We start from the raw sequence: 24,051 nt of genomic DNA, 5'->3' as shown, positions 1-24,051 counted from the left end.
GTACAACACCATCTCCAAGCCGAGCGAGATCGTGGCCGCCGCCGCCGCCAATGTCGCGATCGAATTGCTCTCCGGCTCGGCACCGAAGGCGGACACGAAGCTTTTTGATACGCCGACCAAGCTGTTCACGCCGGCTCTGGTCACCTCGGAAAATCTCAAGGCCGAAATCATCGAAAAGGCCGTCAACGGCAAGCCGATCCAGACGCCGGCACAGCTCTGCATGGATCGCTACGCCGATGGCTGCAAGAAGCTTGGTATCGGCAGCTGAGAGCTGCTWCCTCCCAGTCTCCGGTCGCTTCGGCGGCCGGAGACGAACGCAATCGATAGCATTTCAACCCGAGAAGGTGGCTGGTCATGAGTGACGCTTCCGATCATAGAACCCCATCAGGCGAGCTTGTGCTCAGCCTCAAAGGGGTCTCCAAACACTTCGGCGCCGTCTCGGCACTGACGGATATCAACCTCGATGTACATGCCGGCGAAGTCGTGGCGCTGGTCGGTGACAATGGTGCGGGCAAATCGACGCTCGTCAAGGTTCTGGCCGGCGTCCACCAGCCGAGTTCAGGCACCATCACGTTTCGCGGCAAACAAGTGACGCTCAGCGATCCCGCTACCGCACTTGATCTCGGCATCGCCACCGTCTTTCAAGACCTGGCGCTTTGCGAGAACCTCGATGTCGTTGCGAACATCTTTCTTGGCCGCGAAATGAGCCCGTTGAAGCTCGACGAAACGCCGATGGAGGTTCGTGCGTGGACGCTGCTCAACGAGCTTGCGGCGCGTATCCCGAGCGTGCGTATCCCGATCGCCTCGCTTTCGGGCGGTCAGCGGCAAACGGTGGCGATCGCCCGCTCGCTGCTGCTTGAGCCGAAACTCATCATGCTCGACGAGCCGACCGCCGCCCTTGGCGTGGCACAGACAGCCGAGGTGTTGAACCTCATCGAGCGTGTCCGCGATAAGGGTCTCGGCGTCATCATGATCAGCCACAACATGGAGGATGTCCGCGCCGTCGCCGACCGCATCGTTGTCCTGCGCCTCGGCCGCAACAATGGTGTCTTTTATCCAGACACCTCGAACCAGGAACTCGTCAGCGCCATCACGGGTGCGGCGGAAAACGCCGTGTCGCGCCGGGCAGGGCGGCGCCAGGCCCAGCAAGAATTGAGAGAAGGGGGCCAGCCATGAGTGAGAACGGCAAACAATCGACCATGCTGCTCGACCGCAGCGACGTTCGCGTCAACCATGATAGCGGGCTTGCGGCCACCATCCGCTCCTCCATCGACAAAGTTCGCTCCGGCGATCTCGGCTCGCTCCCGGTCGTCGTCGGCCTCGTCATCATCTGGACAGTGTTCGGCACGCTCAACCCGACCTTCCTTTCAAGCAACAACCTCGCCAACCTGTTGTTCGACGCCTCGACCGTCGGCATCATCTCGCTCGGCATCGTCTGCGTGCTGATGGTCGGCGAGATCGATCTTTCCGTGGGGTCGATCAGCGGCTTCGCCTCGGCCATGGTTGGCATGCTTTGGGTAAACGAGGGCTGGCCGGTGGCCTTGGCGATCCTTGCTGCGCTCGTCGTTGGCGGCGCGATCGGTGCCGTCTACGCGGTGTTGTTCAATCGGTTGGGCATGCCGAGCTTCGTTGCCACATTGGCCGGCCTTCTCGCCGTGCTGGGCATGCAGCTCTATCTGCTCGGCGCGACCGGCTCGATCAATCTGCCCTATGGTTCGGCCATCGTGAATTTCGGCCAGCTTCTGGTGATCCCCCGTCCGCTTGCCTATGTTTTCGCGCTCATTCCGGGTGCCGTCATGCTGGCGACCGGTTGGAGCGCGGTCCGGCGGCGCAAACAGGCAAACCTTTCGGTGCCCTCCGTCGGCGGTCTGTTGACGAAGGCGGTCGCCATCACCGTGGCTTTGGAATTCGTTGCCTTCTACCTCAACCAAGATCGCGGCATTCCCTGGATGTTCGCCTTATTCGTGGTGCTGGCCATCGTCATGGATTATGCGCTGACGCGCACGCAATGGGGCCGGTCGATGTCCGCCGTCGGCGGTAACCGCGAAGCGGCGCGCCGGGCCGGTATCAATGTGCGGCGGATCTATACCAGCGCCTTCGTGCTCTGCGCCATGTTCGCAGCCTTGGGTGGCGTGCTGGCGGCTGCGCGTCTGGCCTCGGCCAGCCAGCAGGCAGGCACCGGCGACGTCAATCTGAATGCCATTGCAGCAGCCGTCATCGGCGGCACGAGCCTCTTCGGTGGTCGCGGCAGCGCCTATTCGGCCCTGCTTGGCATCATCGTCATCCAGTCGATCGCGAGCGGCCTCACAATGCTCGATCTGTCGTCGGCGCTTCGCTACATGATCACAGGCGCAGTTCTTGCCATCGCCGTCATCGTCGACTCGCTCGCCCGTCGTTCCCGCGCCTCGCATGGGCGCGGCTGATTTTTTCAAGAAGGTAAGGATTGTTATGAGACAGGATTTTGCCGGCAAGGTCGCCGCCATCACCGGGGCTGCGTCTGGAATTGGCCTCGAATGCGCCAAATCACTATTGAACGAGGGCGCCAGCGTCGCCCTCGTCGACAGGGCGGAAGACAGCTTGAAAAGCCTTTGCGCCGAGTTGGGGCCGAATGCCTATCCAGTCGTCGTCGATCTCTTGAACCCCGAGAGTGTGGCGACGATGATGCCGCAAATTCTCGATAAGTTTGGCAAGCTCGATATCTTTCATGCCAATGCCGGCGCCTATATCGGCGGCGAGGTTGCAGAAGGCGATCCAGACGCCTGGGACCGGATGCTAGATCTCAACATCAATGCAGCCTTCCGTTCGGTCCGCATGGTGCTGCCGCACATGATCGAGAGGAAGACTGGTGACATCATCATGACGAGCTCGATCGCCGGCCTGGTGCCGGTGGTCTGGGAGCCGATCTACACAGCCTCCAAGCATGCCGTTCAGGCGTTTACGCATACGGTACGACGTCAGGTCGCCAAGCACGGCATCCGCGTTGGCGCCGTGGCGCCGGGGCCGGTCGTGACGGCTCTGATCAGCGACTGGCCACAGGCGAAGCTCGATGAGGCGATTGCTGCGGGCGGCCTTATGGAGGCGAGCGAGGTGGCGGAGGCTGTTGTGTTCATGCTATCGAGACCGCGTAACATCGTAATCCGGGATCTGGTGATCCTGCCCTTGAGTACGGATCTCTGATGACGGCACCTTATTTCATCGGCATCGATGTCGGCACCGGCAGCGCCCGGGCCGGTGTTTTCGATGCGCATGGCCATCTGTTAGCGGCCACTAAGCGGCCGATCACCATCTGGCACGAGCCCGGCAGCATCGTTGAACAGTCGAGCGAGCAGATATGGAAGGCCGTCTGCGACAGCGTGAAAGATGCTGTCGCAACGGCGAAAATTGCGGCAAATGAGGTTGCCGGCGTCGGCTTCGACGCGACTTGCTCGCTGGTCGCGGTCAAGGCGGATGGCAGCCCCGTGGCTGTGGGACTATCGGGTGACGCCGACCGCAATATCATCGTCTGGATGGATCATCGTGCTGCGGGCGAGGCTGCGGAGATCAATGCCGGACATCATGCCGTTCTTCGTTACGTCGGTGGCCGCATTTCGCCCGAGATGGAAACGCCGAAGCTGCTGTGGCTGAAGCGAAACATGCCACAATCCTTCGCGGCGGCGGACCATTTCTTCGATCTCGCCGATTATTTGACCTGGCGTGCGACGGGTTCGTTGCAGAGGTCCGTGTGCACGGTGACATGCAAATGGACTTATCTGGCCCATGAGAAGCGTTGGGATGCCCAGTATTTCAAGGCTATCGGACTTGGCGAATTGGTTGACGAGGGCTTCGTGCGGATCGGCACTGAGATTGTCGAGCCGGGCGCCGCACTTGGTGAGGGCTTGAACGAAGCCGCCGCGTTGGATCTTGGCCTTACCACCGGTACGCCGGTCGGCGCATCCCTGATCGATGCGCATGCCGGCGGGGTCGGGACGCTCGGCGGGAAGGGATCGGACAGCAAGGCAGATGTTAAAAACAGGCTTGCCTACATCTTCGGGACGTCCGCCTGCTCGATGGCATCGAGCGAAGAGGCTGTGTTCGTCGATGGGGTCTGGGGTCCCTATTATTCGGCCATGGTGCCGGGTCTCTGGCTGACCGAAGGCGGCCAATCGGCAGCGGGGGCGGCGATCGATCATCTCGTCACCATGCATCCGGCAGCTGCGAAGGCTCGTCAGAAGGCCGAAGCAGAGGGTTTGTCGCTGGTTGCATGGCTCGACCGCCAAGCCATGAAGACAGGCGGAAGCGTATCCGACGCGGTGAAGCTTGCGCGATTGATCCAGGTGGTCCCGGAATTCCTTGGCAACCGGTCGCCTTATGCTGATCCGGATGCGCGCGCCGTTATCTCAGGCCTTGGGTTGGAGACCGGGATCGACGATCTGATCGGTCTTTATGTCGCCGGCCTCTGCGGTATCGGTTACGGCCTCAAACAGCTGCTCGAAAAGCTGGCGCAGGATGGCATTGCCTGCGATCTGATCATCGCCAGTGGCGGTGCCGCCCAGAGTAACCTCGTGCGTCAGCTTCTCGCGGATACGACCGGTCGGCCGGTCGCGGTCGCTGATACGGAAGAACCTGTTCTTCTCGGTGCTGCCATGCTTGGCGCCACGGCTGGCGGGCGTTGCGGCTCGCTTGTGGAAGCCATGGCTGCCATGTCGCGGCTGGCAAAGAGGTTCGAGCCGGCGGATGGTGCTATCAAGGGGCTGCATGAACGGCGCTATGAAGCCTTCGAGCTGCTGCAATCGGCCGATCGCAGCATCCGCGCGCTGATGGCCTCGTAAGCTCTGCTGCAAATTCTGCTCAACCGCGGTGGCGCAATGCGTCCAGCACCACGGCAAAGGCCGAGGACGGTTGGCGGCGGCTCGGGTAATAGAGATGGTAGCCCGCCCACGGCGGGCACCAGTCTTCCAGCACCCGAATGAGGCGGCCGCTTTCGATAAGCGACTGAACCAGATCGTACGGAGCATAGGCCAACCCGTAGCCATCGACTGCTGCGGCCAGAACCTGGCGAACGCCGTTAAATGTCATCTGGCCGTCAACGCGGATCCGCAATTCTTCGCTGTCCTTTTCGAATTCCCAGACATAATTGCCGCCATGCGTGGGAAGGCGCAGATTGATGCATCGATGAGCCGCGAGGTCTTGGGGTATCTGGGGCTTGCTGCGCCCCTCGACATAGGAGGGAGAGCCGACGACGGCAAACGCCTGATCGGGCGCAATACGGACCGCGATCATGCCGTTTGCCACGGTCTGGCCCAAACGAACGCCGGCGTCGAAACGTTCCGCTACGATATCGGTCAAGCCGTAATCGTTGATTATCTCGACATGGATGTCGGGATAATCCGTCAGCACGCCGGCAAGCTTAGGCCATATGTAGGTATCGACGGCATAATCGACTGCCGTGATCCTGATCGTACCGGCGGGTTTTTCGCGCAGCTCGGTAACGGCAATGAGTTCAGCCTCGATTTCCTGGAAGCGCGGCGTCAGCGATTGCAGAAGACGCTCACCTGCCGGCGTCGGGCTGACGCTGCGCGTCGTGCGCGTCAGCAGTCGGATGCCCATTCGCTCCTCGAGTTGCCGCACCGTGTGGCTGAGCGCTGATTGCGAAACGCCGAGTTGCGCAGCCGCTCGCGTAAAGCTCCGCTCTCTGGCAACCGCAAGGAAAAATAGCAGATCGTTGACGTTTTCACGCAGCATCTATGAGTAGCCCTCATATGTTGGGTGCTGCTTTTACCATGAAGTAGATGGTTGTTATAGCGCGCGAACGCGCAACGGCTTGTTTCTGGCCCATCGAGGTGAGGCTTATGCATTATAGAGGTCGATATTTGGGGAGTGGAATTTATCGGCATGACTCATAAGTTTATGCGACGCTACCACCCTATTGTTCCGTTTAAGATGTATTAGATTAGCGCCAATCGGTCGCTCCATCGCATCCCTTGTCAAGGAAGGACATAATCATGAACATCAACAGGAACGGTACGCAATCTTCGGGAAAGGGGCCTTCTGACTGGTTCACCGGCACTGTGCGCATCGACCCGCTATTTGCCGCCAATGAAGCACGCCGCGCCGCGGCAGGCAGCGTCACTTTCGAACCGGGCGCCCGCACTGCCTGGCACACCCATCCGCGCGGCCAGACGCTGATCGTCACGGCGGGGTTCGGGCGCGTCCAGCGAGAAGGCGGTCCGATCGAGGAAATCCGGCCGGGAGACATTGTCTGGTTCGAGCCTGGTGAAAGGCACTGGCATGGCGCCTCGCCAACGACGGCCATGACCCATATCGCGATCCAAGAACACCTCGACGGCAAGGTGGTGGATTGGATGGAGCACGTGACTGACGATCAGTATCAGGGAAAATAAAGCCCTACGGCTGCAGTAGGCTCGACATCGGACGAAACGCTTCCCTGACCATTTCCGCAAGCTCGCGGATTGCCGGGCTCGAATGGTAGGGGTTGCGGCGCAGCACAACGCGGGAAGCATCGACCGGGGGGAAGCCGTCCTCGATCGTCAGCTCCCTGCAGCCGTGCGGGATATTGCTGCGCGATAGGGTCGAAACGGCAAGGCCTGCGAGAACCGCACTTTTCAAGCCTGAACCGGTATCTGCGATGAAGGCGACACGATAGCGCAATCCCGCCTGCTCCAGCGAACGCAAGGCGAAATCCCGGCACCAGGTCGAGTTCCGGTAGACGGCGATGGGCAGTGGGCTTGCTTCGTGCAGGCGGTGAACCAGGGAGGTGACCCAAACCGTAGGATCGACGCAGAGAATTTCACCCGTGTTCTGGTTGCTCCAGTCGAAGACGACGGCAAGATCGAGTTCGTCTCGCTCCAGGGCTTCGAGGTTGCGTGATGTGTAATCACAGGAAACCGTCACCTCGACCGCCGGATGCCTGATGGCGAAGGCCGCCAGTGCTGCCGGCAGGATGGTCTGGCTGTATTCCTCGGGAATGCCGATCCGCACCGGACCATCGAGCGGCTTGGTGCGGATTGTGGCAGCGGCCTCGTTCAGAAGTTCGATGACCCGCTGCGCGTAGGGAAGCAGCTGATTTCCCGCCCGGGTCAGAACCGCTCCCCTCGCATTCCTCTCAAAGAGCGTTTCGCCAACGGTCTCCTCAAGCCGGCGGATCTGCGCGCTGACAGCCGATTGCGTGCGCCCGATACGCTGCGCGGCAAGGGAAAAGTTGCACGTCTCGCTGATGACGAGAAACGTCCGAAGCAGGTCGCTTTCGATGGGGTCGCGCATGAACGGGCCACAAATATTTCTGATAACTACTATCTCTACTATTCGTTTGCCTGATGTCAAATATCGGCGCACACACGTGACATTCAGTCACCATTTCATCTTGAGTCCCCTAAAATGACCTTTCAGTTCCCAGCCCGCTCCGCTTTCGCTAGCGACTACGAGAGGGGCGTCATCCTCGTGGTCATGGCAACGCTGGCGTGGAGCTGCAGCGGCATCTACGCGCGCCTTCTGACCACGGATATTTGGACGGCGATCGCCTGGCGGTCGCTGCTTGGCGGCGTGTTCCTGATCGTCCCGAGCTTCTTCCTCGAGGGCGGGTTCTCTCGGCGTCAATGGAGATCGATCTTTCATCCCGCCGGTGTTGCGATGATTGTCTGTCAGGCGCTCAGCCAGGCCTGCTTCATCGGTGCGCTCTACATGACCACGGTCGCGAACGTGACGATGATCTATGCGACGGCGCCCTTCATCGCCGCCCTTCTGAGCTGGGTGCTGCTGAGGGAGCGTGTGGCCAAGCGAACCTTGGTTGCCGGGGCTGTCTGCCTCATCGGTGTCGCTGTCATCGTGGCATCCTCGATCGGGGGCGGTACGGGTATCGGCGATCTTCTGGCGCTCGGGATGACGGTGACTTTCGCCTTCATCATCGTCATTCCTCGCATGGACCGCAGCGTGCCGATCCTTCCGTCGAGCATCGTCAGCGGCTTCCTTACCTTTGTCGTTTTTGCGCCGATGGCTTCGACCGCTTCACTCGATACCTACAACTGGCTCTTGCTTGCCGCATTCGGGGCAACGAATTTTGCGCTGGCTTTCGTGCTGTTCCTGTTCGGGTCGCGACGCATGCCTGCCGCTGACGCGGCGCTCATAGGCTCGATGGAGATCGTGCTGACGCCGTTCTGGGTGTGGCTCTTCTTCTCGGAGAGACCACCGGCCGCTACCTTTATCGGCGGTGCCATCATCTTTGCGACGATCGTCTGGCACACGGCGGCCGACCTGCGTCATAGTCGCCGCGCGCGTGCGCCGATGTAGAAGCCTATAGCCATCGGCTCCGGTCTCGGCAAAGATAGCAGTCTCGGTTCGCGGTTTTTTGGGAGGAAATGGAAACCACATGGCGTCTAACGATCCTTTGCTCCAGCCCTATCAGCTTAAGCATCTCACGCTGAAGAACCGCATCATGTCGACAGCGCATGAGCCGGCCTATTCCGAAGATGGCATGCCGACGGATCGTTACAGGCTTTATCATCGCGAGAAAGCAAAGGGCGGCATCGCGCTGACCATGACGGCCGGATCTGCCGTCGTCTCACCGGACTCGCCGCCGGCTTTCGGCAATCTTCATGCCTATAAGGACGAGATCGTGCCGTGGCTGAAGCGGCTCGCCGACGACTGTCACGAGTTCGGCGCCGCCGTAATGATCCAGCTTACCCATCTCGGCCGCCGCACGGGCTGGAACAAAGGTGACTGGTTGCCTGTGCTAGCGCCATCGCCGCTACGCGAGCCCGCGCATCGGGCCTTCCCCAAGACGATCGAAGACTGGGATATCGAGCGGATTGTCGGCGACTTTGCTGCGGCCGCCCAGCGCATGCAGGATGCGGGCCTCGACGGCATCGAGCTCGAAGCTTATGGTCATCTGACCGATGGCTTCTGGTCGCCGGCGACAAACAGGCGTGAGGACGAGTTTGGCGGCTCGCTCGAAAACCGCATGCGCTTCTCGATGATGGTGACTGACGCGATTCGTAAGGCGGTCGGCCAGGATTTCATCGTGGGTATCCGGCTCGTTGCCGATGAAGATTGGGAAAAAGGGCTTTCGAAAGAGGAAGGTATCGAGATCGCCAGGCGTCTGGCCGCTTCGGGAAACATCGATTTCCTCAACATCATCCGCGGTCATATCGACAGCGATGCAGCGCTCAACAAGGTCATCCCGATACAAGGAATGGCATCGGCGCCGCATCTGGATTTTGCCGGCGAGGTGAGGGCTGCGACCAAATTTCCAGTCTTCCATGCCGCGCGTATCGGCGACGTCGCCACCGCACGGCATGCGATCGCGGAAGGCAAGCTCGATATGGTGGGCATGACGCGCGCGCACATTGCCGATCCCCATATCGTCAACAAGATCATGTCGGGGCAGGAGGCGCACATCCGCCCTTGCGTTGGTGCCACCTACTGTCTCGACCGCATCTACGAGGGCGGCGAAGCGCTCTGTATCCACAATGCGGCAACCGGTCGTGAGGCGGACATGCCGCACGAAATCGAGCGGGCGTCGGTATCCCGAAAGGCCGTTGTCATCGGTGCCGGCCCCGCTGGGCTGGAGGCAGCGCGCGTGCTTGCGGAGCGTGGTCATACCGTCAATTTGCTCGAAGCAAGCGGCAAGGCGGGCGGACAGGTGAATCTGCTTGCGCGCAATCCCCGCCGCAAGGAAATGGTCGGGATCGTCGATTGGCGGCTTTCGGAGCTGGAGCGTCTCGGCGTTGAGATCCACTACGATGTTTACGCCGGTGCGGATGACGTCCTGGCATTCGAGCCCGATATTGTCGTCGTGGCGACCGGTGGTATCGCGCAATCCCCTGAACTCGATGGCGGCGACAATCTGGTTACGTCTTCCTGGGATATTCTGGCGGGAGCCGTAAAGCCCGAGGGGCAAGTTCTGCTCTACGACGACAATGGGGGGCATCCGGGCATGTCGGCAGCCGAAGTCATTGCCAATAGCGGCGCCGAGCTGGAGCTGGTTTCGCCGGAGCGCTTCTTTGCGCCGGAAATGGGCGGCATGAATCACGTGCCCTATGCCAAGGCATTCGCCGAAAAGGATGTCCGGGTTACCATCAATACGCGCCTGAAATCGGTGCGCCGCGACGGCAATGCGCTGGTTGCAGTGCTAGGGTCCGATTTCTCTGAGCAGACGCAATGGGAACGCCGGGTTTCCCAGGTCGTGGTCGAACACGGTACGATAGCCAATGACGAGCTTTACCTTGAGCTGAAGCCGCTTTCACGCAATCTTGGCGCCGTTGACTATCCGGCATTGATAGCGCGGCGACGACCTTTGCCGGAGAGGAATGGGCAGGGCAGCTTCGATCTGATCCGCATCGGCGACGCCGTTTCAAGCCGCAATATCCATGCTGCCATCTACGAGGCGCTACGCTATTGCTCGCTCTTGTGAGAACGCATCTGTGGAGGAGCGAGCGTCTAATGATGACGAAAGGGGCGTGGTATTTCGATATCACGCAGATGACCGGATGGCGCGAGAGAAGATATAGATTTTTGAAAAATTCATGTGATAACAATATATTCTGATTAAAATCTAAGGGAACGCCTTAAAACTATTCCCGCAAAATCAGGCCGGTGAGGCCGCCGCGTTCCTGAAACAAAATGTAACAACTTATAACACTGCGTTACGTCCGAATCGGTATATTGCGACCTCTCGAACGAGAGGTTGCTTGATGCATTCAGACAATTCGCTGGCCCCTTCGCAGACAGATGTTTTGATATGCCTCGACAATCAGCAAGCTGCGACGCGCATAGGCTCGGTGCTTTCCGAGCGGGGCCTGACGGTGGCCTCAATTCCTTCGACCGGGATCCAGCAGTGGTTTGAGCCGAGTGGTTGCCAAGTGGTGGTCACGCACACGGCAATGATAGGTGAGGTGCGCACGCGGTTGAAGTTGCCCATCGTCAACCTGGAAGCCTTCATTTTCGACCGCCCGGAACATGTAACAGAAGGTGCGGCCCGGCAGTTCGATGGCGAGGCATTCGTGAAGCGGGTTTTCGCGATCATGGGGGACGCCCGGAAGCGAGCGTCGCGCTAGGGCGTTTCCGTTGTTCTTCGGAGTGTGAAAGCACTCTATCCTTTTGTTTTTGTGTAGCTCCAGGCAGAGATCCGCGACACATTTTGCGGGAATTTTTCCAGTTGCCTCTCGGCAACCGCCGCCAACTGATCGTCATCGGCTAATGCTCGTGCCAGTCGAAGGCGCTCCTTTCGATTGGAGCGCGATAGTCCGTTCGGATCGCGCCGCAAATGTGGCCTCCCCAGCAAAATTACTTCGATTTGCGATCGTGCCCACCGCCAGTATCGTAAGAGCGGCGGATGAATCTCGGAAACTGCTCCGGCAATTTCAGATAGAGTTCAGCCTGCGCAATTATGGTCCGCCTCGATTCCGAGCAGAAGACCGGCAGGGCGCTCGATGAGCCTTGCCGGCCTTTTGTCGGAAGACTGTTTCGCAGCGAAGTTCATCGCACCCGTTCCGGTGCAAAGCCCCCTAAAGAACCGAGGATTTCGAAACGTGGCTGATGTTTGTACGCAAGGCGTAGACACGGGCTTTGTCGCCCTGGGCTATGCCAAAATTGCTGTTCTGGGAGTCGTACAGGGTTTGACGGAACTCCTGCCGGTCTCCTCCACCGCGCATATGCGCCTCGTGCCAGCCCTGCTTGGCTGGCAGGATCCCGGCTCGGCGTTTTCGGCAGCAATGCAGCTTGCCGCGCTGGCGGCAATCATTTCCTATTTCTGGAGTGATGTCCGCTACGTCACCTTTGGATCGCTCGATGCTATCAAACGCAAGGATTGGGGCTCACCCGCCATGCGACTTGCAATCGCCATCATCATCGCAACGATCCCGATCGTCATCGTTGGCCTGTTGCTGGCGTCGTCGCTGAATGCCTGCGGCACGTCGTTCCGCAACCTGTGGGTCATCGGCATCGCCTGCGTCGTCATGGGCGTGCTGCTGGCCGTTGCCGAATTGTATAGCCGCCACAGAAAGAATATCGAGCAGATGACACTGGTCGATGCGCTGTTCGTCGGCATCACCCAAGTCGGCGCGCTTGTGCCGGGCGTTTCGCGCTCCGGCTCCACTTTGACCGGTGCACTCTTCCTCGGCCTGAAACGCGAGGAGGCAGCCCGCTTCTCGTTCCTGCTCGGATTGCCGGCGATCGCACTTGCCGGCCTGAAGGAGCTGTTCACGCTCTACAAGGCTCACATTCCGATGGAAGCCTGGTCCATCCTCATCGTCGGACTGATCGTCGGCAGCATCTCGTCCTTCATCACCATCTGGGGGCTGATGCGCTTCCTGGAGCGCTTCTCCACCTGGCCCTTCGTGGTCTACCGTGTCGTCCTGGGTGTGGTCATCCTCTTTGGTGTGCTGACCATGGGCTGGGCCTGAGCCTCGAAATTCATATCGGACCAGGAAATCAGGAGAAAGGCGTCGACCGTTGGTCGGCGCCTTTCCGTTTTTTGGTGTTAGCCGAAAACTAGCCCGCCATCGACGATGAGGTTCTGCCCGGTAACGGCACGAGCCCAGGGGCTTGCGAAGAACAGAACCGCGTCAGCAGCTTCGTCCGGCGTCGTGACGCGGCGAAGAGGCGTATTGGCGGCGATGATGTCAAAGACTGCTTCCGGGGTGGCACTGCTGGCATCCGTCGTGCGCAGCAGCCCGCCCGAGACCATGTTGACCGTAATGCCAAGTGGCCCGAGTTCGGCTGCAGCCGTTCGCGTCAGCGACAGCAATGCGGCCTTTGCCGCAGTATAGTCGTGATAAGGTACGACCGGGTTCTGGAAGAGGTTCGTGCCGATCGTCACAACCCGGCCAAACGTCGCGCGCTCCATCGCCGGCCGCGCCGCCTGGATGAGGTTGAGAGCGCCCTGCAGTGCCGTCTCGAGCTGCATTACCATCTCGGCCCAGCTTAAGGCGTCCAGTTTCGATCGTGCGTCGCCGTTGAAGCTGAAATCGGCAAGGGCGTTGTGCACCACCGTCGTCGGCGCACCGAAATGAGCCGTCACCTTTTCCACGAGCCGCTCCGTTTCGGCAAGGCTGCGCATATCCGCCTGAAAGGCTTTTGCGCCGCTGCCAATTTTCTCGGCAAGGGCTTCTGCCTGTTGGCGGCTCGCTCGATAGTTGATCGCAACTCTGGCGCCTTCGCGGGCGAAGGCCGTGGCGATTGCGGCGCCGAGACCGCGCCCCGCGCCTGAGACGATGACGATCTGGTCCTTGATTGGCAGGCTCATTTCCTTACTCCTTCATTGTCTGCCCATAGCGCATGGAAATGCTGCACGGGGCCGTGGCCGCTGCCGACCGAAAGCTGGCCCGCAGCGGCGACCGCCTGGGCGAGGTAGTCCTTGGCCGAGGCAATGGCTTGCGGAAGCGGCAAGCCCTTGGCGATCTCGGCAGCGATCGCACTGGAAAGGGTGCATCCGGTTCCATGCGTGTTCTTCGTTGGCAACCGGTTGGCCTCGAACCAGGTGATGGTTCCGGCGCTTGCCAGCACGTCGGGGCTCTCGTCGCCGTCGAGATGGCCGCCCTTGACGAGCACGGCGGCCGGGCCGAGCGTTGAGAGCGCGAGCGCCTGGCGCGCCATATCCTCCCGGCTCTTTGCTTCGGCCTCATGCAGCAACGCGGCAGCTTCCGGCAGGTTCGGCGTCACGACCGTCGCCAGTGGCAGCAGCCGACGGCTCAGAACGTCGACGGCGTCGGCCGCGAGAAGAGCTGCACCGCCCTTGGCGATCATAACGGGATCGAGCACGACCGGAACATCGCGATGCCGCTTCAGCACGTCGGCGACGACCTCCGCGATCGCCGCATTCGCAATCATGCCGATCTTGACCGCATCCACGCCTATGTCGGCGAAAATCGCCTCGATCTGAGCACCGACGAATGTCGGAGGTACCGGATGAACACCGGAAACGCCCTGCGTGTTCTGAGCCGTCAACGCTGTCAGCGCAGCCATTCCATAAACGCCGAGAGCCGAAAAGGTCTTAAGGTCGGCCTGGATACCCGCGCCGCCCGAGGGATCCGACCCGGCGATGGACAGGACATTGCGGGTCATTTGCGCGCCTCCTTGATAGCATTGGCGATAAAAGTTGTTGCAGCCATGGGATCTGGCTTGCCGCAGATCGCTGAAACCACTGCCAATCCATCTGCGCCGGCCGCCAGCGCATCGGCCGCATGCTCGGCTTTCAGCCCGCCGATGGCGACCGTTGGAACCGGGCACAGCCCAATAATACGGGTGAGGCCATCAAAGCCGATCGGCTGCTTGTGATCCGGCTTGGTCGGCGTCGCAAAGACGGGGCCGACGCCTGCATAGTCGACGATCTTGGCATCGATAGCCGAAGCGAGCGCCTCAGTCTCCACAGAGAGGCCGAGGATCATGTCCGGGCCGATCATGCGGCGGGCGTCGTGGGCGTTCAGATCCTCCTGCCCGATATGCAGGCCGTCCGCGCCAATTGCGATGGCTGCCTCGACATCATCGTTGACGATGAGGCGCGCGCCGCTTCCGGCGAGCACCTGTTTGAGGACGAGCCCCGTCTCGATCATGGTCGTGGTCGAGGCGTGTTTGTCGCGCAGCTGGACGATCGTTGCACCACCGGCAACGGCAGCGCGTGCGGTTTCGATCATGCCGATGTCGGCGCAGAGTACCGGGTCGAGAACGAGGTAAAGCGAGAGATCGAAGCTTTTCACGCTAATACGACCCTTGCTTTGGCGGTGAGCGTCTCTGCGTCGAGAGTGGCCAGCACGTCGAGAAAGCGCCAGGAGAAGGAGCCAGGACCATCGGCTGCCGCTCCGGCTTGTTCTCCCGCAACGGCAAAGACAGCGAGGGCTGCGACCGTCGCATCGAACGGGTTGCCGGGTGCGGTCGCGGCGAAAGCTCCGACAAGGCAGGTCAGCGAGCAGCCGAGTGCGGTAATCCGGGGCATCAATGGCGACCCGCCTTCTACCCGTTGCGCCTTGTGGCCATCGGTTACGAAATCGGTCGCACCTGTCACTGCAACGACGCATCCATGCCGGCTGGCGAGTTGCCTCGCCGAATCCTCTGCCATTTCGACGGGATCGCGGCTGTCGACACCCTGGCCGCGGCTATTGCCACCGGTGAGAGCTATGATTTCAGAGGCGTTGCCGCGAATGATCGTCGGCCGCAGCTCCAGCAATTGCGCGACCGCCTTACGACGGAACGCCGTTGCATAGTGTGCGACCGGATCGAGAACCCAAGGCTTGCCGGCGTGATTTGCCGATCGTACAGCCGCAAGCATGCCCGCGAGCCAGCCGGGCGAAAGCGTGCCGATGTTGACCGTCAGAGCTCCGGATATGGCGGCGAATTCGCCGGCTTCTTCTTCCGCATGCACCATGGCGGGCGAGGCGCCGGCCGCAAGCATCACGTTGGCGGCGATATTCATTGCCACGAAATTGGTGATGCATTGCACCAGCGGCGGGTTACCGCGCATGGCGTCGAGCAATGCGCCGAGATTGACTTGGTCTTGCATATCGCCCCTTTCAGGCGGGCGAGGCGCATGGGGGCACGAGCATGTTGCAAAGCCCCGAGCGACTCCCTCCGCCAGCATGATCTGGTTCAGGTTCAAAGGGTACTTCTCAGCCCGCCATACAGCGGACGCCCCTGTCTCTCAATCCTTCCCTTGTCGCAGACAATGGCTGCCCTGTCATCAGCAAATCGCGATGGCCATCACGGATCGATCGGAATGAGGTTGTTGGATGTCTCGATGATCCATGCATCCGACGCATGGGTGCAGTGACGCCTTGGCTCTGCAAAAAGCGAGGAGCTTGAGCTATATATTTCTCATCGAAGCGAACGAAGCGCCAAGCACGGCAGCTCAGCTTCGAATGCCCAAGGAAAGGGGATCATCATGAACGTAGCACGCTCTTTCAATAACTGGCGCAAGTACCGTCAGACGGTCGCTGAACTGGGCCGTATGACCACACGCGAACTGCATGATCTGGGTATCGAGCGCGGCGAAATCCGCAATGTTGCCCGTGCAGCCATCGCCGGTTAACAGCCCTCACGGCTAGGTTACAAGCTGCATTTTGTAGGCGCCTGCTTCCTCCCGAGCAGGCGCTTTTGTTTTGTCAGCATGGGAATCCAATGGCGTCTTCCGCCGAAAAATGCTCCAGTGGAGTGCTCCGGTTTTCGCATGGCGCATAGCTGTCCTGCAAAGAAATGCCTATCAACTGAGCAAAAGTCTGCTATGTTTGGGTCATCGAAGTGATGCATCTCCTCCCGCATCCTTCGCTTGGCAGACACCTACTCCTCCTCCCAAGGTCGTCTGCTCGAACAGCGCCTCTCCTCCTCCCGAGCGCTGTTCAACCATTGACGAAAGCCTGCCGCACCTCCTCCCGCGGCAGGCTTTTTTCGTTTCAACCAGGAGCATTAGAAAAGCAGTGCGGCGGCTCTCGCAAAAATGAACGGGCGTGCCTATGTGCGACAGGGATAGCGCGCTACATCGAAGATCGCTCCCAAATCTGATTCACCCCAAAAGGAGGATGCTTATGACCGGTTCCGCCGAATACACGCCGCCGAAGATCTGGACCTGGAACAAAGCCAATGGCGGCCAGTTCGCCAACATCAATCGTCCGATCGCAGGGCCCACTCATGAGAAGGAACTGCCCGTCGGCCGCCATCCTCTGCAACTTTACTCGCTGGGTACGCCGAATGGCGTCAAGGTCACCATCATGCTTGAGGAGTTGCTGGCGCTCGGCCATAGCGGCGCAGAATATGATGCCTGGCTGATCAAGATCGGCGATGGCGACCAGTTCGGCAGCGGCTTTGTCGATGTCAATCCCAATTCGAAGATCCCGGCCTTGCTCGACCGCAGCGGCCACAAGCCGATTCGCGTTTTCGAATCCGGCTCGATCCTGACCTATCTCGCCGAAAAATTCGGCGCTTTCCTGCCGACGGAACAGCCCGCCCGCGCGGAGTGCCTGTCTTGGCTATTCTGGCAGATGGGCAGCGCGCCTTATCTCGGTGGTGGCTTTGGCCATTTCTATGCCTACGCACCGACGAAGATCGAATATGCGATCGATCGTTTCGCGATGGAAGTGAAGCGCGAGCTCGATGTGCTCGATCGTCGCCTGGCGGAAAGCGAATATATTGCGGGCAGCGAATACACGATTGCCGATATTGCTATCTGGCCTTGGTACGGCGGCCTTGCCAAGGGGTGGCAGTATGGTGCTGGCGAATTCCTGCAGGTGCAGGACTATAAGAACGTGCAGCGCTGGGCCGATCTGATTTATTCGCGCCCGGCAGTTAAGCGCGGCCGCATGGTCAACCGCTTGTCGGGCGATCCGTCCGAGCAACTGCGCGAGCGCCATGACGCCAGCGATTTTGAAACCAAGACGCAGGACAAGATCGAAGCGGTCGTATGACGCTGGCCGCCTTGCCATGGTCTAGAGATGCTCGCGGCTGAAAGGCCGCGAGTTTTCGTTTGGGAGGGCCGGTTCACGCCCCCCGGCGATCACTCCCCTCCGATCCGGCGAATTCGCCGCGGACGATACCGTGGCGTTGCAGCTTGTCGTAGAAGGTCTTGCGGGGAATGCCGAGGGCCTCGATGGTGCGCCGGACATCGCCATTATTCTGCGATAGGGTCTCTCGGATGAGTTCCGCTTCATAGCGCTCGATCCGAGCGGGCAACGGCAGTGTTCCGTCGAAGCTGGGCGTGTCGCGGGTTTTTTGCATCGCCGCCGTCTCGAGGCCGAGCACCAGGCGCTCTGCGAAGTGCGAGAGTTCGCGCACGTTTCCCGGCCAGTCATGCTGCTGCAAATGGCGATGTACGGAGCTGGACATTTCCGGCATTTCGCGCTTGAAGCGGCTGGCGGCACGCTTCGCAAAATAGCTGAACAGCAGTGGTATATCGGCGCGCCGTTCGCGAAGCGGCGGGATCGAGAGCGTAACGACGTTCAGGCGATAATAGAGATCTTCGCGAAAATCGCCGCGTTGGGCGGGATCGCCCAGATCCACCTTCGCTGCTGCCACCACGCGCAGATCGACGGGCCGAACCTCGTTCGTGCCGAGCGGCGTCACCTCGCGCATTTCCAGAACGCGCAGCATCTGTACCTGGATCGACGGCGGCATGCTCTCGATTTCGTCGAGAAAAAGGGTGCCCGCGCTTGCATGCTCGATGCGGCCGACCCGCTTCTTCTGCGCGCCTGTGAATGCGCCGGGCTCGTGGCCGAAGAGCTCACTTTCAATGACGGTCTCGGGGAGGGCGCCGCAATTCAATGCGACGAAATTGCCCTTTGCACGGCGGCTCCAGCGATGCAGCAGGCTTGCCACCACTTCCTTGCCGCTTCCTGTTTCTCCGGTGACTAGTACATCGACATCGGTATCGGCGATCTGCCGCAAAGTATGCCGCAGCCGCTCCATGGCCGGCGTCTGGCCGATCAGCGGCAGATCATCCTGCGCTTGTTCCGCTGCGAGGCGAAGCGAACGGTTTTCAAGCACCAGCCGCCGCTTCTCGGCGGCACGCCGCACGCTTTGCACCAGCCGGTCAGTCGCAAAAGGCTTGGCGATGAAATCATACGCGCCGTCCTGGATTGCCTGCACCGCCATCGGAATGTCGCCATGACCTGTCATCAGGATGACGGGCATGTCCGGGTCGCGGTCCTTGACGTGTGAGAAGAGCTGCTGCCCATCCATTTGCGGCATGCGGATATCGGAGACGACAACTCCGGCAAAGTCTGTATCGAGAGCGCTGAGCGCATCGCTCGCCGAAGAGAAGGCCGAGACGGCAAAGCCGGCCAGTTCAAGCGTCTGCTTCGTCGCCTTGAGCAGATCCTTGTCATCATCGATGAGAAAGACCGGGGAACTGTCGTTCATGTCGTTGCCCTGTGCAGATGAATGGTGAAACGGGTGCCGCTACTGCTGCTCTCCACCTCGATCCGGCCGCCGTAGTCGACGACGATATCCTTGGAAATCACGAGCCCAAGCCCAAGGCCTTTTTCCTTGGAAGTGTTGAACGGTGTGAAGAGCGAATCGAGAATTGCGGCGGGAATGCCCGGTCCGTTATCTGACACGACGATCTCGACATCGTCGGTCATCTCCCGCACAGAGACTTCGACCTTCGCGCCGTCTCGACCTTCAAGGGCTTCCAGCGCGTTTTGAAACAGGTTGATGAGAACCTGTTCGAGCCGGATTCTCGTGCCGACGACAGTGAGCCCCGATGGCGGCAGCTCGATTTTGAGGGCGTCGAGACGGCCCGCAAATCTGCTTCGTAGCAGGACGACAGCACCCTCGATGACAGCCTTGAGCTCCACCGGTTCGGGAGCTGTCCGTCCTTTACGGGCAAAGGCCCTCAATTCCTCGGTGATTGTTCCTATCCGCTCCGTCAATCCGGCTATGGCGGACAGGTTATGCCTGACGGGATCGATCTGCCGCCGTTCGAGGAAGATATTGGCGTTCTCGGCATAGGCACGAATCGTCGCGAGCGGTTGATTGATCTCATGGGCAACGCCCGCGGCGACCTGACCAAGGATGGCGAGACGATTGGCCTGCACGAGATCCTGCTGAACCCCCTGGAGCTTCTCGTCCGTCGCGCGATGGTCGGCAATCTCCGCCTCCAGACGGTCGCGGGCGCGGCTGAGATCATCGGTGCGCTCGAGAACTCGTCGCTCCAGCTCTTCGCGGGCGATCCTGCTGACGGCGATCTGCATGGTGGAGGCATGACGCCTGCGAAGCAGAAAGGCGGCGAAGACAAGGATTGGCAAAAGCACCGTCAATGTCAAGAAACGTGTCTCCCGGACGGAGGATGTCACGGCCGGACCTGTCGGTATCAGATAGCTGAGTTGCCACGGGGTTGACGGGACTGCGGTCGTCAGTCGCAAATATTCATCGGCGCTGCTACCGGGCAAAACAGCGCGGACGATGGTCGTATCGGGGCCGATCGTCTCTGGGCGGCTGATTGGCAGCGGCGAGAGGGGGGCCGCGCCAAACTGCAGGCTCTTGCGAATAACAGCCGCTTCGTCACGTGAAAACGGTGCCGTTGTCATGAAGCGCCAAGAGGGCAGGTTGGTGATCAGGACGACACCGCGCTCATCGGTGATGTAGGCAGGGCGGCCGCTTTCGCTCCAATCCGCCTCCAACTGATCGAACTCCATCTTGACCACGACGACGCCCAAAGCAGAGCTGGCATCGCCGACCCGGCGTGAAATATAGAGACCCGGCCGATTGCTGACCGTGCCGAGTGCATAATGCTCGGCGGTTCCGGTCTCCATGGCCTTGCGGAAATAATCGCGAAACGAATAGTCGTTGCCGACGAAGCTCAGCGGCTCGCGCCAATTGCTCGAGGCCATGGCGATGCCGTCCTTGCCGACGACATAAAGAACCGCGGCACTCGTGCCGGAGACCAGACTCTCCAGCTTGCGGTCGAGTGCGGCCACGGCGTCAGTCTGTCGCTCTGCCAGAGCATCGCGCACCTGCTGATCGTCCGCTAACAGCAACGGTAGTGCGCGTGGTCGCTCAAGCACCGCTCGCAAGAGGGCAACCTTGAGGTTCGCATCCGTGTGCCCCTGGCGTTGCAATCCTTCGATGGCGGTCAAGCGCCCGTAGAGGCTGGCACCGTACAAGGCGGCGGCGATGATGGCGGCTGATAACAGCGCGAAGACAAGCCAGACCTTCCGGGATCGCCGTCCCAACTGCTCTGGCGTCAAAAATCGTTCACTCACCGGTCGCTGCGGCATAAGTACATTGTGCATGTTTTCGCTCGATCTGCAAATCAATCTGTGCGGATTGTCGCACGCATTATACCGCAAGGGTCGACGGTGAAGCTATAAATCGTTTTAAATCATGTAGTTACATGGACGGAACGAGATTGGCACGCTCGTTGCTATGGGAGAAAGAACAGTCGGAGGCTGTTGAATTCTAGTCGTCGCCCGGAGGGCCGAGAGATCGGTTGGGCTTAACGGAGGACATCATGATTGCTCCCATCGCTGCCGCCGATACGCGCGGCAAACTTCCATTCTACCGGCATCTCTACGTGCAGGTGCTTACCGCCATCGCTGCGGGTGTCCTGCTCGGCCATTACTATCCACAGTTCGGCGCTTCGCTTCAGCCGCTTGGCGATGCTTTCATCAAGCTCGTGCGCATGGTCATCGCGCCGGTCATTTTCCTGACGGTCACCACCGGCATCGCCGGGATGTCGGATCTCAAGAAGTTCGGCCGGGTTGTCGGAAAATCGTTCATCTATTTCCTGACCTTCTCGACCCTGGCGCTGATTGTCGGCCTTATCGTCTCGAACGTCGTGCAGCCGGGTGCCGGCATGCATATCAACCCGGCGACGCTGGATACGAAGGCCGTCAACAACTACGCGGCACAGGCGCATGATGCCACCGTCGTCGGCTTCCTGATGAACATCATTCCGGACACAATCGTCGGCGCATTCGCCAAGGGCGATATTCTTCAGGTGTTGTTCTTCTCGGTCATCTTCGGCATTGCGCTTGGCGCAGCAGGTGAACGCGGCCGCCCGGTTGCCGATTTCCTGCAGGCGCTGACGACCCCGATCTTCCGGATGGTCGCCCTGCTGATGAAGTTTGCGCCCATCGGCGCCTTTGGCGCCATGGCCTTCACCATCGGCAAATATGGCATCGGAACGATCGCCAACCTGGCATTTCTGATCGGAACCTTCTACGCCACGTCGCTCCTGTTCGTGCTCGTCGTGCTCGGCGCAGTCGCCCGCTACAACGGCTTTTCCATCCTTGCGCTGATCCGCTACATCAAGGAAGAGCTTCTGCTCGTGCTTGGCACGTCCTCTTCCGAAGCGGCATTGCCCGGCCTGATGAACAAGATGGAGCGTGCCGGCTGCAAACGCTCGGTCGTGGGTCTTGTCATCCCGACGGGCTATTCCTTCAATCTCGATGGCACCAACATCTATATGACGCTGGCAGCTCTGTTCATCGCGCAGGCGACCGATACGCCGCTGTCGCTCGGCGACCAGATCCTGCTGCTGCTGGTCGCCATGCTGAGCTCCAAGGGTGCTGCCGGCATCACCGGCGCCGGCTTCATTACCCTCGCAGCTACGCTTGCCGTCGTACCCTCGGTCCCGATTGCCGGCATGGCTCTGATCCTTGGTATCGACCGTTTCATGTCCGAGTGCCGCGCCCTGACCAACTTCGTCGGCAATGCCGTCGCGACAATTGTCGTTGCACGTTGGGAGAACGAGCTCGACCAGACGAAGTTTGCCGCCGCCATGACCGGCCAATTGAGCGAGGACATTGAAGTGCCAGCATTGCAACCGGCCGAATAGGTCTCCCATCAATCCTCTGCAATGCGAAGCGGCCCTACGGGGCCGCTTCCGGTTTCAATACCTGCTCGGCTTGCCGCTCACCGCACGGATCGAGCCAAGCTCATCATCAACAGCGATCTTCATAAAACTGTCACTGCAACGGCTCACAGCATGATGTTGACAAGGCCGAGTATCGATAGGGCCAGATGCGGGGACAGGAGAGGAGCGTGGCGCTAATGATTTTGGTGAGGGCGCTCCTGCGGACTTCCGGGCTGAATGCCCGCTCGCAGCAGCATAGCGAGTAGTTGTGGCGATATGGCATCGTCAGCGCAGGACAAGGGCTTGAGGCGTTCGGAGAATTATCTCTCCGAGCTGGCATCTCACGCCGACACACTGTTTCGCGGGCGCTTCTACGAACAATATGCGGCGATCTGCTACAGAAAACTGCCGGAAGGGCCGACCGTAGAGGTTCTTATCGTGACGAGTCGGGAAAGCGGCCGGTGGATCATACCAAAGGGCTGGCCCATGAAGGGCAAGAAACCGCATGAGGTCGCAGCGATCGAGGCTTTCGAGGAAGCGGGTGTGGGCGGCAAGGTGAAGAAGAAGGCCTTTGGATATTTCACCTATCTGAAGCAGTTAACCGACGGCAGCGATGTTCCCTGTGTCGTCGCAACGCATCTGCTCGAAGTTGCGCAGGTTTTTCAGGATTTTCCCGAGCGCGGCCAGCGTCGCAGCGAGTGGGTTTCCTTCATCGAAGCTGCAAGTCGCGTGCGGGAGCCCGAGTTGAAAGGACTTCTGCTCGCCGCGGAGCGCAAGATACTGAAATCGATCGGCAAAAGGCAGCTGAGCTAGTCACTTCAATTTGATGGGTGTCGGCACTCCATCGTTGGCGCCAGCCCTGAATTCATTCCTGACCTAACCCGCGCCATCGCAGGCGTTTGCCGGTACATCGGCATTCAAGGAGAAGGCGAGCCGCGACCCAGGATATTGGCAGCTATGCGCTTGCCCGCTTGCCTACGCCGCATTGATGCCTATATTGACGCAGCATTCGGCCATATTTGTTGCGGTCGAAGTGCTCCATGGCTGCAATAGCTGCCTTCACCCGGCATTCATACTGCCGGTGGACTTTGGAAGGAGAAATTTCATGTCCATTACTCAGAATAATATCGATAGTTCAAAGGCTTCCACCGTTCCCCATGGTGAAATTGCAGCTGCCGTCCGGCAGGCGCGCGAAGCCATAGGCTACACGATCGCCGATCTCTCCGAGACCTGTGGTCTCACAAGCGAGGAAATCGTCGACATAGAAGCCGGCGCCGATTCCGATCCCGCAAAGCTTCGGCGAATTGCCGCTGCGTTGCAGGTTGCCCCTTCGACTTTCTTCGTCGTTTGAGTATAAAGGGCGCGCCCTGATCAGGGTGCGCCTCCAGAAATCCGTGGCGTCGGTTTCCGCAACAGATTTCCATTCTGAATTTCAAAAGTCCTTTAGCCGATCGAAAATTGATCGCGCCGCTCATGCGCCTTCGATCCCATGTCGAGCGATGAAGAAGCTCGACGCGCGTCAACGCTCACGCTGTCTGGCAAAAATGCGGGAAGGGGGCGCACCGCTACGTCCGGCGCGGTGATGTTGCTTTTGATTTCGCCAGCCATCAGGCTTTTATATGGAGCTTAGATCGAAGTGAGACGGCGTTCTCTCCGGCAAGGCAGACGGCATTAGTCTTACTCATTTTCCAAGCGTGAGCTGCCTATTCCATTAGGTCTCCGCTTGTGTTGGTGGCATTCCTTTGTTGCTTAACATTTCCCGCTCAAGAAATTTTGTAAAT

23 protein-coding genes, 1 pseudogene and 1 riboswitch are annotated in these 24,051 nt (G+C 60.0%); of the genes and pseudogenes, 15 read left to right on the top strand and 9 right to left on the bottom strand.

Annotated elements, in window-relative coordinates; all coding sequences use genetic code 11:
• The 5 genes and pseudogenes from QD461_RS29400 to QD461_RS29380 form a co-directional block, all read left to right on the top strand.
• A pseudogene (locus tag QD461_RS29400) lies at nt 1–268 on the top strand (ABC transporter substrate-binding protein); the annotation flags it as partial.
• An 86-nt stretch (nt 269–354) separates the two neighbouring features.
• Nucleotides 355–1,176: an ATP-binding cassette domain-containing protein gene (locus tag QD461_RS29395; protein ID WP_414090750.1), complete on the top strand. Its 822-nt coding sequence runs from the start codon at nt 355–357 to the stop codon at nt 1,174–1,176.
• Nucleotides 1,173–2,423 carry a sugar ABC transporter permease gene (locus QD461_RS29390; RefSeq protein ID WP_414090749.1) on the top strand — a complete coding sequence of 417 codons (1,251 nt, stop codon included), beginning with the start codon at nt 1,173–1,175 and terminating at the stop codon, nt 2,421–2,423. The genes QD461_RS29395 and QD461_RS29390 overlap by 4 nt, the downstream gene beginning before the upstream one ends.
• A gap of 25 nt (nt 2,424–2,448) precedes the next feature.
• On the top strand, nt 2,449–3,177 hold the full coding sequence (locus QD461_RS29385) for an SDR family oxidoreductase (protein WP_414090748.1): 729 nt from the start codon (nt 2,449–2,451) through the stop codon (nt 3,175–3,177).
• On the top strand, nt 3,177–4,808 hold the full coding sequence (locus tag QD461_RS29380) for an FGGY-family carbohydrate kinase (RefSeq protein ID WP_414090747.1): 1,632 nt from the start codon (nt 3,177–3,179) through the stop codon (nt 4,806–4,808). The genes QD461_RS29385 and QD461_RS29380 overlap by 1 nt, the downstream gene beginning before the upstream one ends.
• A 19-nt stretch (nt 4,809–4,827) precedes the next feature.
• On the opposite strand, the gene QD461_RS29375 is transcribed toward QD461_RS29380, so the two are convergent.
• Nucleotides 4,828–5,721, bottom strand: coding sequence for a LysR family transcriptional regulator (locus QD461_RS29375; protein WP_414090746.1), 894 nt, complete (start codon nt 5,719–5,721; stop codon nt 4,828–4,830).
• A gap of 260 nt (nt 5,722–5,981) precedes the next feature.
• Here QD461_RS29375 and QD461_RS29370 point away from each other — a divergent pair, with 260 nt between their 5' ends.
• Entirely contained in the window at nt 5,982–6,380 is a 399-nt protein-coding gene (locus QD461_RS29370; RefSeq protein ID WP_184709094.1) for a cupin domain-containing protein, read from the top strand.
• Between the two features lie 4 nt (nt 6,381–6,384).
• On the opposite strand, the gene QD461_RS29365 is transcribed toward QD461_RS29370, so the two are convergent.
• Entirely contained in the window at nt 6,385–7,260 is an 876-nt protein-coding gene (locus tag QD461_RS29365; RefSeq protein WP_414090745.1) for a LysR substrate-binding domain-containing protein, read from the bottom strand.
• Nucleotides 7,261–7,374: 114 nt separating this feature from the next.
• On the opposite strand from QD461_RS29365, the gene QD461_RS29360 reads away from it, so the two are divergent.
• From QD461_RS29360 to QD461_RS29345, 4 genes are all read left to right on the top strand, one after another.
• Entirely contained in the window at nt 7,375–8,283 is a 909-nt protein-coding gene (locus QD461_RS29360; protein WP_414090744.1) for a DMT family transporter, read from the top strand.
• Between the two features lie 79 nt (nt 8,284–8,362).
• The gene (locus QD461_RS29355; protein WP_414090743.1) at nt 8,363–10,405 is read left to right on the top strand and encodes an FAD-dependent oxidoreductase; all 2,043 of its coding nucleotides are present in this window, start codon (nt 8,363–8,365) and stop codon (nt 10,403–10,405) included.
• Between the two features lie 280 nt (nt 10,406–10,685).
• Nucleotides 10,686–11,048 carry a hypothetical protein gene (locus QD461_RS29350; protein ID WP_414090752.1) on the top strand — a complete coding sequence of 121 codons (363 nt, stop codon included), beginning with the start codon at nt 10,686–10,688 and terminating at the stop codon, nt 11,046–11,048.
• A gap of 474 nt (nt 11,049–11,522) precedes the next feature.
• Complete coding sequence (locus tag QD461_RS29345) at nt 11,523–12,395, top strand: undecaprenyl-diphosphate phosphatase (protein ID WP_414090742.1); 873 nt, start codon at nt 11,523–11,525, stop codon at nt 12,393–12,395.
• 77 nt (nt 12,396–12,472) lie between these two features.
• Here the strand turns inward: QD461_RS29345 and QD461_RS29340 are convergent, their stop codons facing one another.
• Genes QD461_RS29340 through thiM form a run of 4 tightly spaced genes read right to left on the bottom strand, consistent with a single transcriptional unit; the run spans nt 12,473 to nt 15,487 of the window.
• The gene (locus QD461_RS29340; RefSeq protein ID WP_414090741.1) at nt 12,473–13,237 is read right to left on the bottom strand and encodes a 3-oxoacyl-ACP reductase; all 765 of its coding nucleotides are present in this window, start codon (nt 13,235–13,237) and stop codon (nt 12,473–12,475) included.
• Nucleotides 13,234–14,055, bottom strand: a complete 822-nt coding sequence (gene thiD, locus QD461_RS29335) for a bifunctional hydroxymethylpyrimidine kinase/phosphomethylpyrimidine kinase (RefSeq protein WP_414090740.1) — start codon at nt 14,053–14,055, stop codon at nt 13,234–13,236. The genes QD461_RS29340 and thiD overlap by 4 nt, the downstream gene beginning before the upstream one ends.
• Nucleotides 14,052–14,687, bottom strand: a complete 636-nt coding sequence (thiE, locus tag QD461_RS29330; RefSeq protein WP_414090739.1) for a thiamine phosphate synthase — start codon at nt 14,685–14,687, stop codon at nt 14,052–14,054. The genes thiD and thiE overlap by 4 nt, the downstream gene beginning before the upstream one ends.
• On the bottom strand, nt 14,684–15,487 hold the full coding sequence (thiM, locus tag QD461_RS29325) for a hydroxyethylthiazole kinase (RefSeq protein WP_414090738.1): 804 nt from the start codon (nt 15,485–15,487) through the stop codon (nt 14,684–14,686). Before thiM ends, thiE begins: the two co-directional genes overlap by 4 nt.
• A gap of 46 nt (nt 15,488–15,533) precedes the next feature.
• A riboswitch (TPP riboswitch) is annotated at nt 15,534–15,630 on the bottom strand.
• A 235-nt stretch (nt 15,631–15,865) separates the two neighbouring features.
• Between thiM and QD461_RS29320 the strand changes: the two genes are divergently transcribed.
• A complete protein-coding gene (locus QD461_RS29320) occupies nt 15,866–16,012 on the top strand; it encodes a DUF1127 domain-containing protein (RefSeq protein WP_184709113.1) in 147 nt (48 codons plus the stop codon).
• Between the two features lie 493 nt (nt 16,013–16,505).
• Nucleotides 16,506–17,381, top strand: coding sequence for a glutathione-dependent disulfide-bond oxidoreductase (gene yghU / locus QD461_RS29315; RefSeq protein ID WP_414090737.1), 876 nt, complete (start codon nt 16,506–16,508; stop codon nt 17,379–17,381).
• 73 nt (nt 17,382–17,454) lie between these two features.
• Here the strand turns inward: yghU and QD461_RS29310 are convergent, their stop codons facing one another.
• Nucleotides 17,455–18,831 carry a sigma-54-dependent transcriptional regulator gene (locus QD461_RS29310; protein ID WP_414090736.1) on the bottom strand — a complete coding sequence of 459 codons (1,377 nt, stop codon included), beginning with the start codon at nt 18,829–18,831 and terminating at the stop codon, nt 17,455–17,457.
• A complete protein-coding gene (locus QD461_RS29305) occupies nt 18,828–20,705 on the bottom strand; it encodes a sensor histidine kinase (protein WP_414090735.1) in 1,878 nt (625 codons plus the stop codon). The genes QD461_RS29310 and QD461_RS29305 overlap by 4 nt, the downstream gene beginning before the upstream one ends.
• A gap of 218 nt (nt 20,706–20,923) precedes the next feature.
• On the opposite strand from QD461_RS29305, the gene QD461_RS29300 reads away from it, so the two are divergent.
• The 3 genes from QD461_RS29300 to QD461_RS29290 all read left to right on the top strand — a co-directional run bounded on the left by QD461_RS29300 (nt 20,924) and on the right by QD461_RS29290 (nt 23,621).
• Nucleotides 20,924–22,252, top strand: a complete 1,329-nt coding sequence (locus QD461_RS29300) for a dicarboxylate/amino acid:cation symporter (protein WP_414090734.1) — start codon at nt 20,924–20,926, stop codon at nt 22,250–22,252.
• Between the two features lie 294 nt (nt 22,253–22,546).
• Complete coding sequence (locus tag QD461_RS29295; protein ID WP_414090733.1) at nt 22,547–23,083, top strand: NUDIX hydrolase; 537 nt, start codon at nt 22,547–22,549, stop codon at nt 23,081–23,083.
• A 292-nt stretch (nt 23,084–23,375) separates the two neighbouring features.
• Entirely contained in the window at nt 23,376–23,621 is a 246-nt protein-coding gene (locus QD461_RS29290) for a helix-turn-helix domain-containing protein (RefSeq protein WP_184709125.1), read from the top strand.
• A gap of 92 nt (nt 23,622–23,713) precedes the next feature.
• Here the strand turns inward: QD461_RS29290 and QD461_RS29285 are convergent, their stop codons facing one another.
• The gene (locus tag QD461_RS29285) at nt 23,714–23,878 is read right to left on the bottom strand and encodes a hypothetical protein (RefSeq protein WP_414090732.1); all 165 of its coding nucleotides are present in this window, start codon (nt 23,876–23,878) and stop codon (nt 23,714–23,716) included.
• Between the last annotated feature and the right edge of the window lie 173 nt (nt 23,879–24,051).

It is taken from the genome of Rhizobium sp. BR 314, assembly GCF_047445805.1.
Lineage (GTDB): Bacteria > Pseudomonadota > Alphaproteobacteria > Rhizobiales > Rhizobiaceae > Rhizobium > Rhizobium lusitanum_B.
The sequence above is the reverse complement of the archived record's forward strand: the minus strand, read 5'-3'. Positions and strand labels throughout refer to the sequence as shown.

Bases quoted from the DNA above. Each gene is read 5' to 3' on its own strand.
- thiD (WP_414090740.1), bottom strand. From the start codon at position 14,055: ATGACCCGCAATGTCCTGTCCATCGCCGGGTCGGATCCCTCGGGCGGC.
- QD461_RS29390 (WP_414090749.1), top strand. From the start codon at position 1,173: ATGAGTGAGAACGGCAAACAATCGACCATGCTGCTCGACCGCAGCGAC.
- QD461_RS29305 (WP_414090735.1), bottom strand. From the start codon at position 20,705: ATGCACAATGTACTTATGCCGCAGCGACCGGTGAGTGAACGATTTTTG.
- QD461_RS29360 (WP_414090744.1), top strand. From the start codon at position 7,375: ATGACCTTTCAGTTCCCAGCCCGCTCCGCTTTCGCTAGCGACTACGAG.
- QD461_RS29395 (WP_414090750.1), top strand. From the start codon at position 355: ATGAGTGACGCTTCCGATCATAGAACCCCATCAGGCGAGCTTGTGCTC.
- yghU (WP_414090737.1), top strand. From the start codon at position 16,506: ATGACCGGTTCCGCCGAATACACGCCGCCGAAGATCTGGACCTGGAAC.
- QD461_RS29285 (WP_414090732.1), bottom strand. From the start codon at position 23,878: ATGGCTGGCGAAATCAAAAGCAACATCACCGCGCCGGACGTAGCGGTG.
- QD461_RS29380 (WP_414090747.1), top strand. From the start codon at position 3,177: ATGACGGCACCTTATTTCATCGGCATCGATGTCGGCACCGGCAGCGCC.
- QD461_RS29385 (WP_414090748.1), top strand. From the start codon at position 2,449: ATGAGACAGGATTTTGCCGGCAAGGTCGCCGCCATCACCGGGGCTGCG.
- QD461_RS29370 (WP_184709094.1), top strand. From the start codon at position 5,982: ATGAACATCAACAGGAACGGTACGCAATCTTCGGGAAAGGGGCCTTCT.
- thiM (WP_414090738.1), bottom strand. From the start codon at position 15,487: ATGCAAGACCAAGTCAATCTCGGCGCATTGCTCGACGCCATGCGCGGT.
- QD461_RS29320 (WP_184709113.1), top strand. From the start codon at position 15,866: ATGAACGTAGCACGCTCTTTCAATAACTGGCGCAAGTACCGTCAGACG.
- QD461_RS29300 (WP_414090734.1), top strand. From the start codon at position 20,924: ATGATTGCTCCCATCGCTGCCGCCGATACGCGCGGCAAACTTCCATTC.
- QD461_RS29340 (WP_414090741.1), bottom strand. From the start codon at position 13,237: ATGAGCCTGCCAATCAAGGACCAGATCGTCATCGTCTCAGGCGCGGGG.
- QD461_RS29290 (WP_184709125.1), top strand. From the start codon at position 23,376: ATGTCCATTACTCAGAATAATATCGATAGTTCAAAGGCTTCCACCGTT.
- QD461_RS29355 (WP_414090743.1), top strand. From the start codon at position 8,363: ATGGCGTCTAACGATCCTTTGCTCCAGCCCTATCAGCTTAAGCATCTC.
- QD461_RS29310 (WP_414090736.1), bottom strand. From the start codon at position 18,831: ATGAACGACAGTTCCCCGGTCTTTCTCATCGATGATGACAAGGATCTG.
- QD461_RS29295 (WP_414090733.1), top strand. From the start codon at position 22,547: ATGGCATCGTCAGCGCAGGACAAGGGCTTGAGGCGTTCGGAGAATTAT.
- QD461_RS29350 (WP_414090752.1), top strand. From the start codon at position 10,686: ATGCATTCAGACAATTCGCTGGCCCCTTCGCAGACAGATGTTTTGATA.
- QD461_RS29365 (WP_414090745.1), bottom strand. From the start codon at position 7,260: ATGCGCGACCCCATCGAAAGCGACCTGCTTCGGACGTTTCTCGTCATC.
- QD461_RS29375 (WP_414090746.1), bottom strand. From the start codon at position 5,721: ATGCTGCGTGAAAACGTCAACGATCTGCTATTTTTCCTTGCGGTTGCC.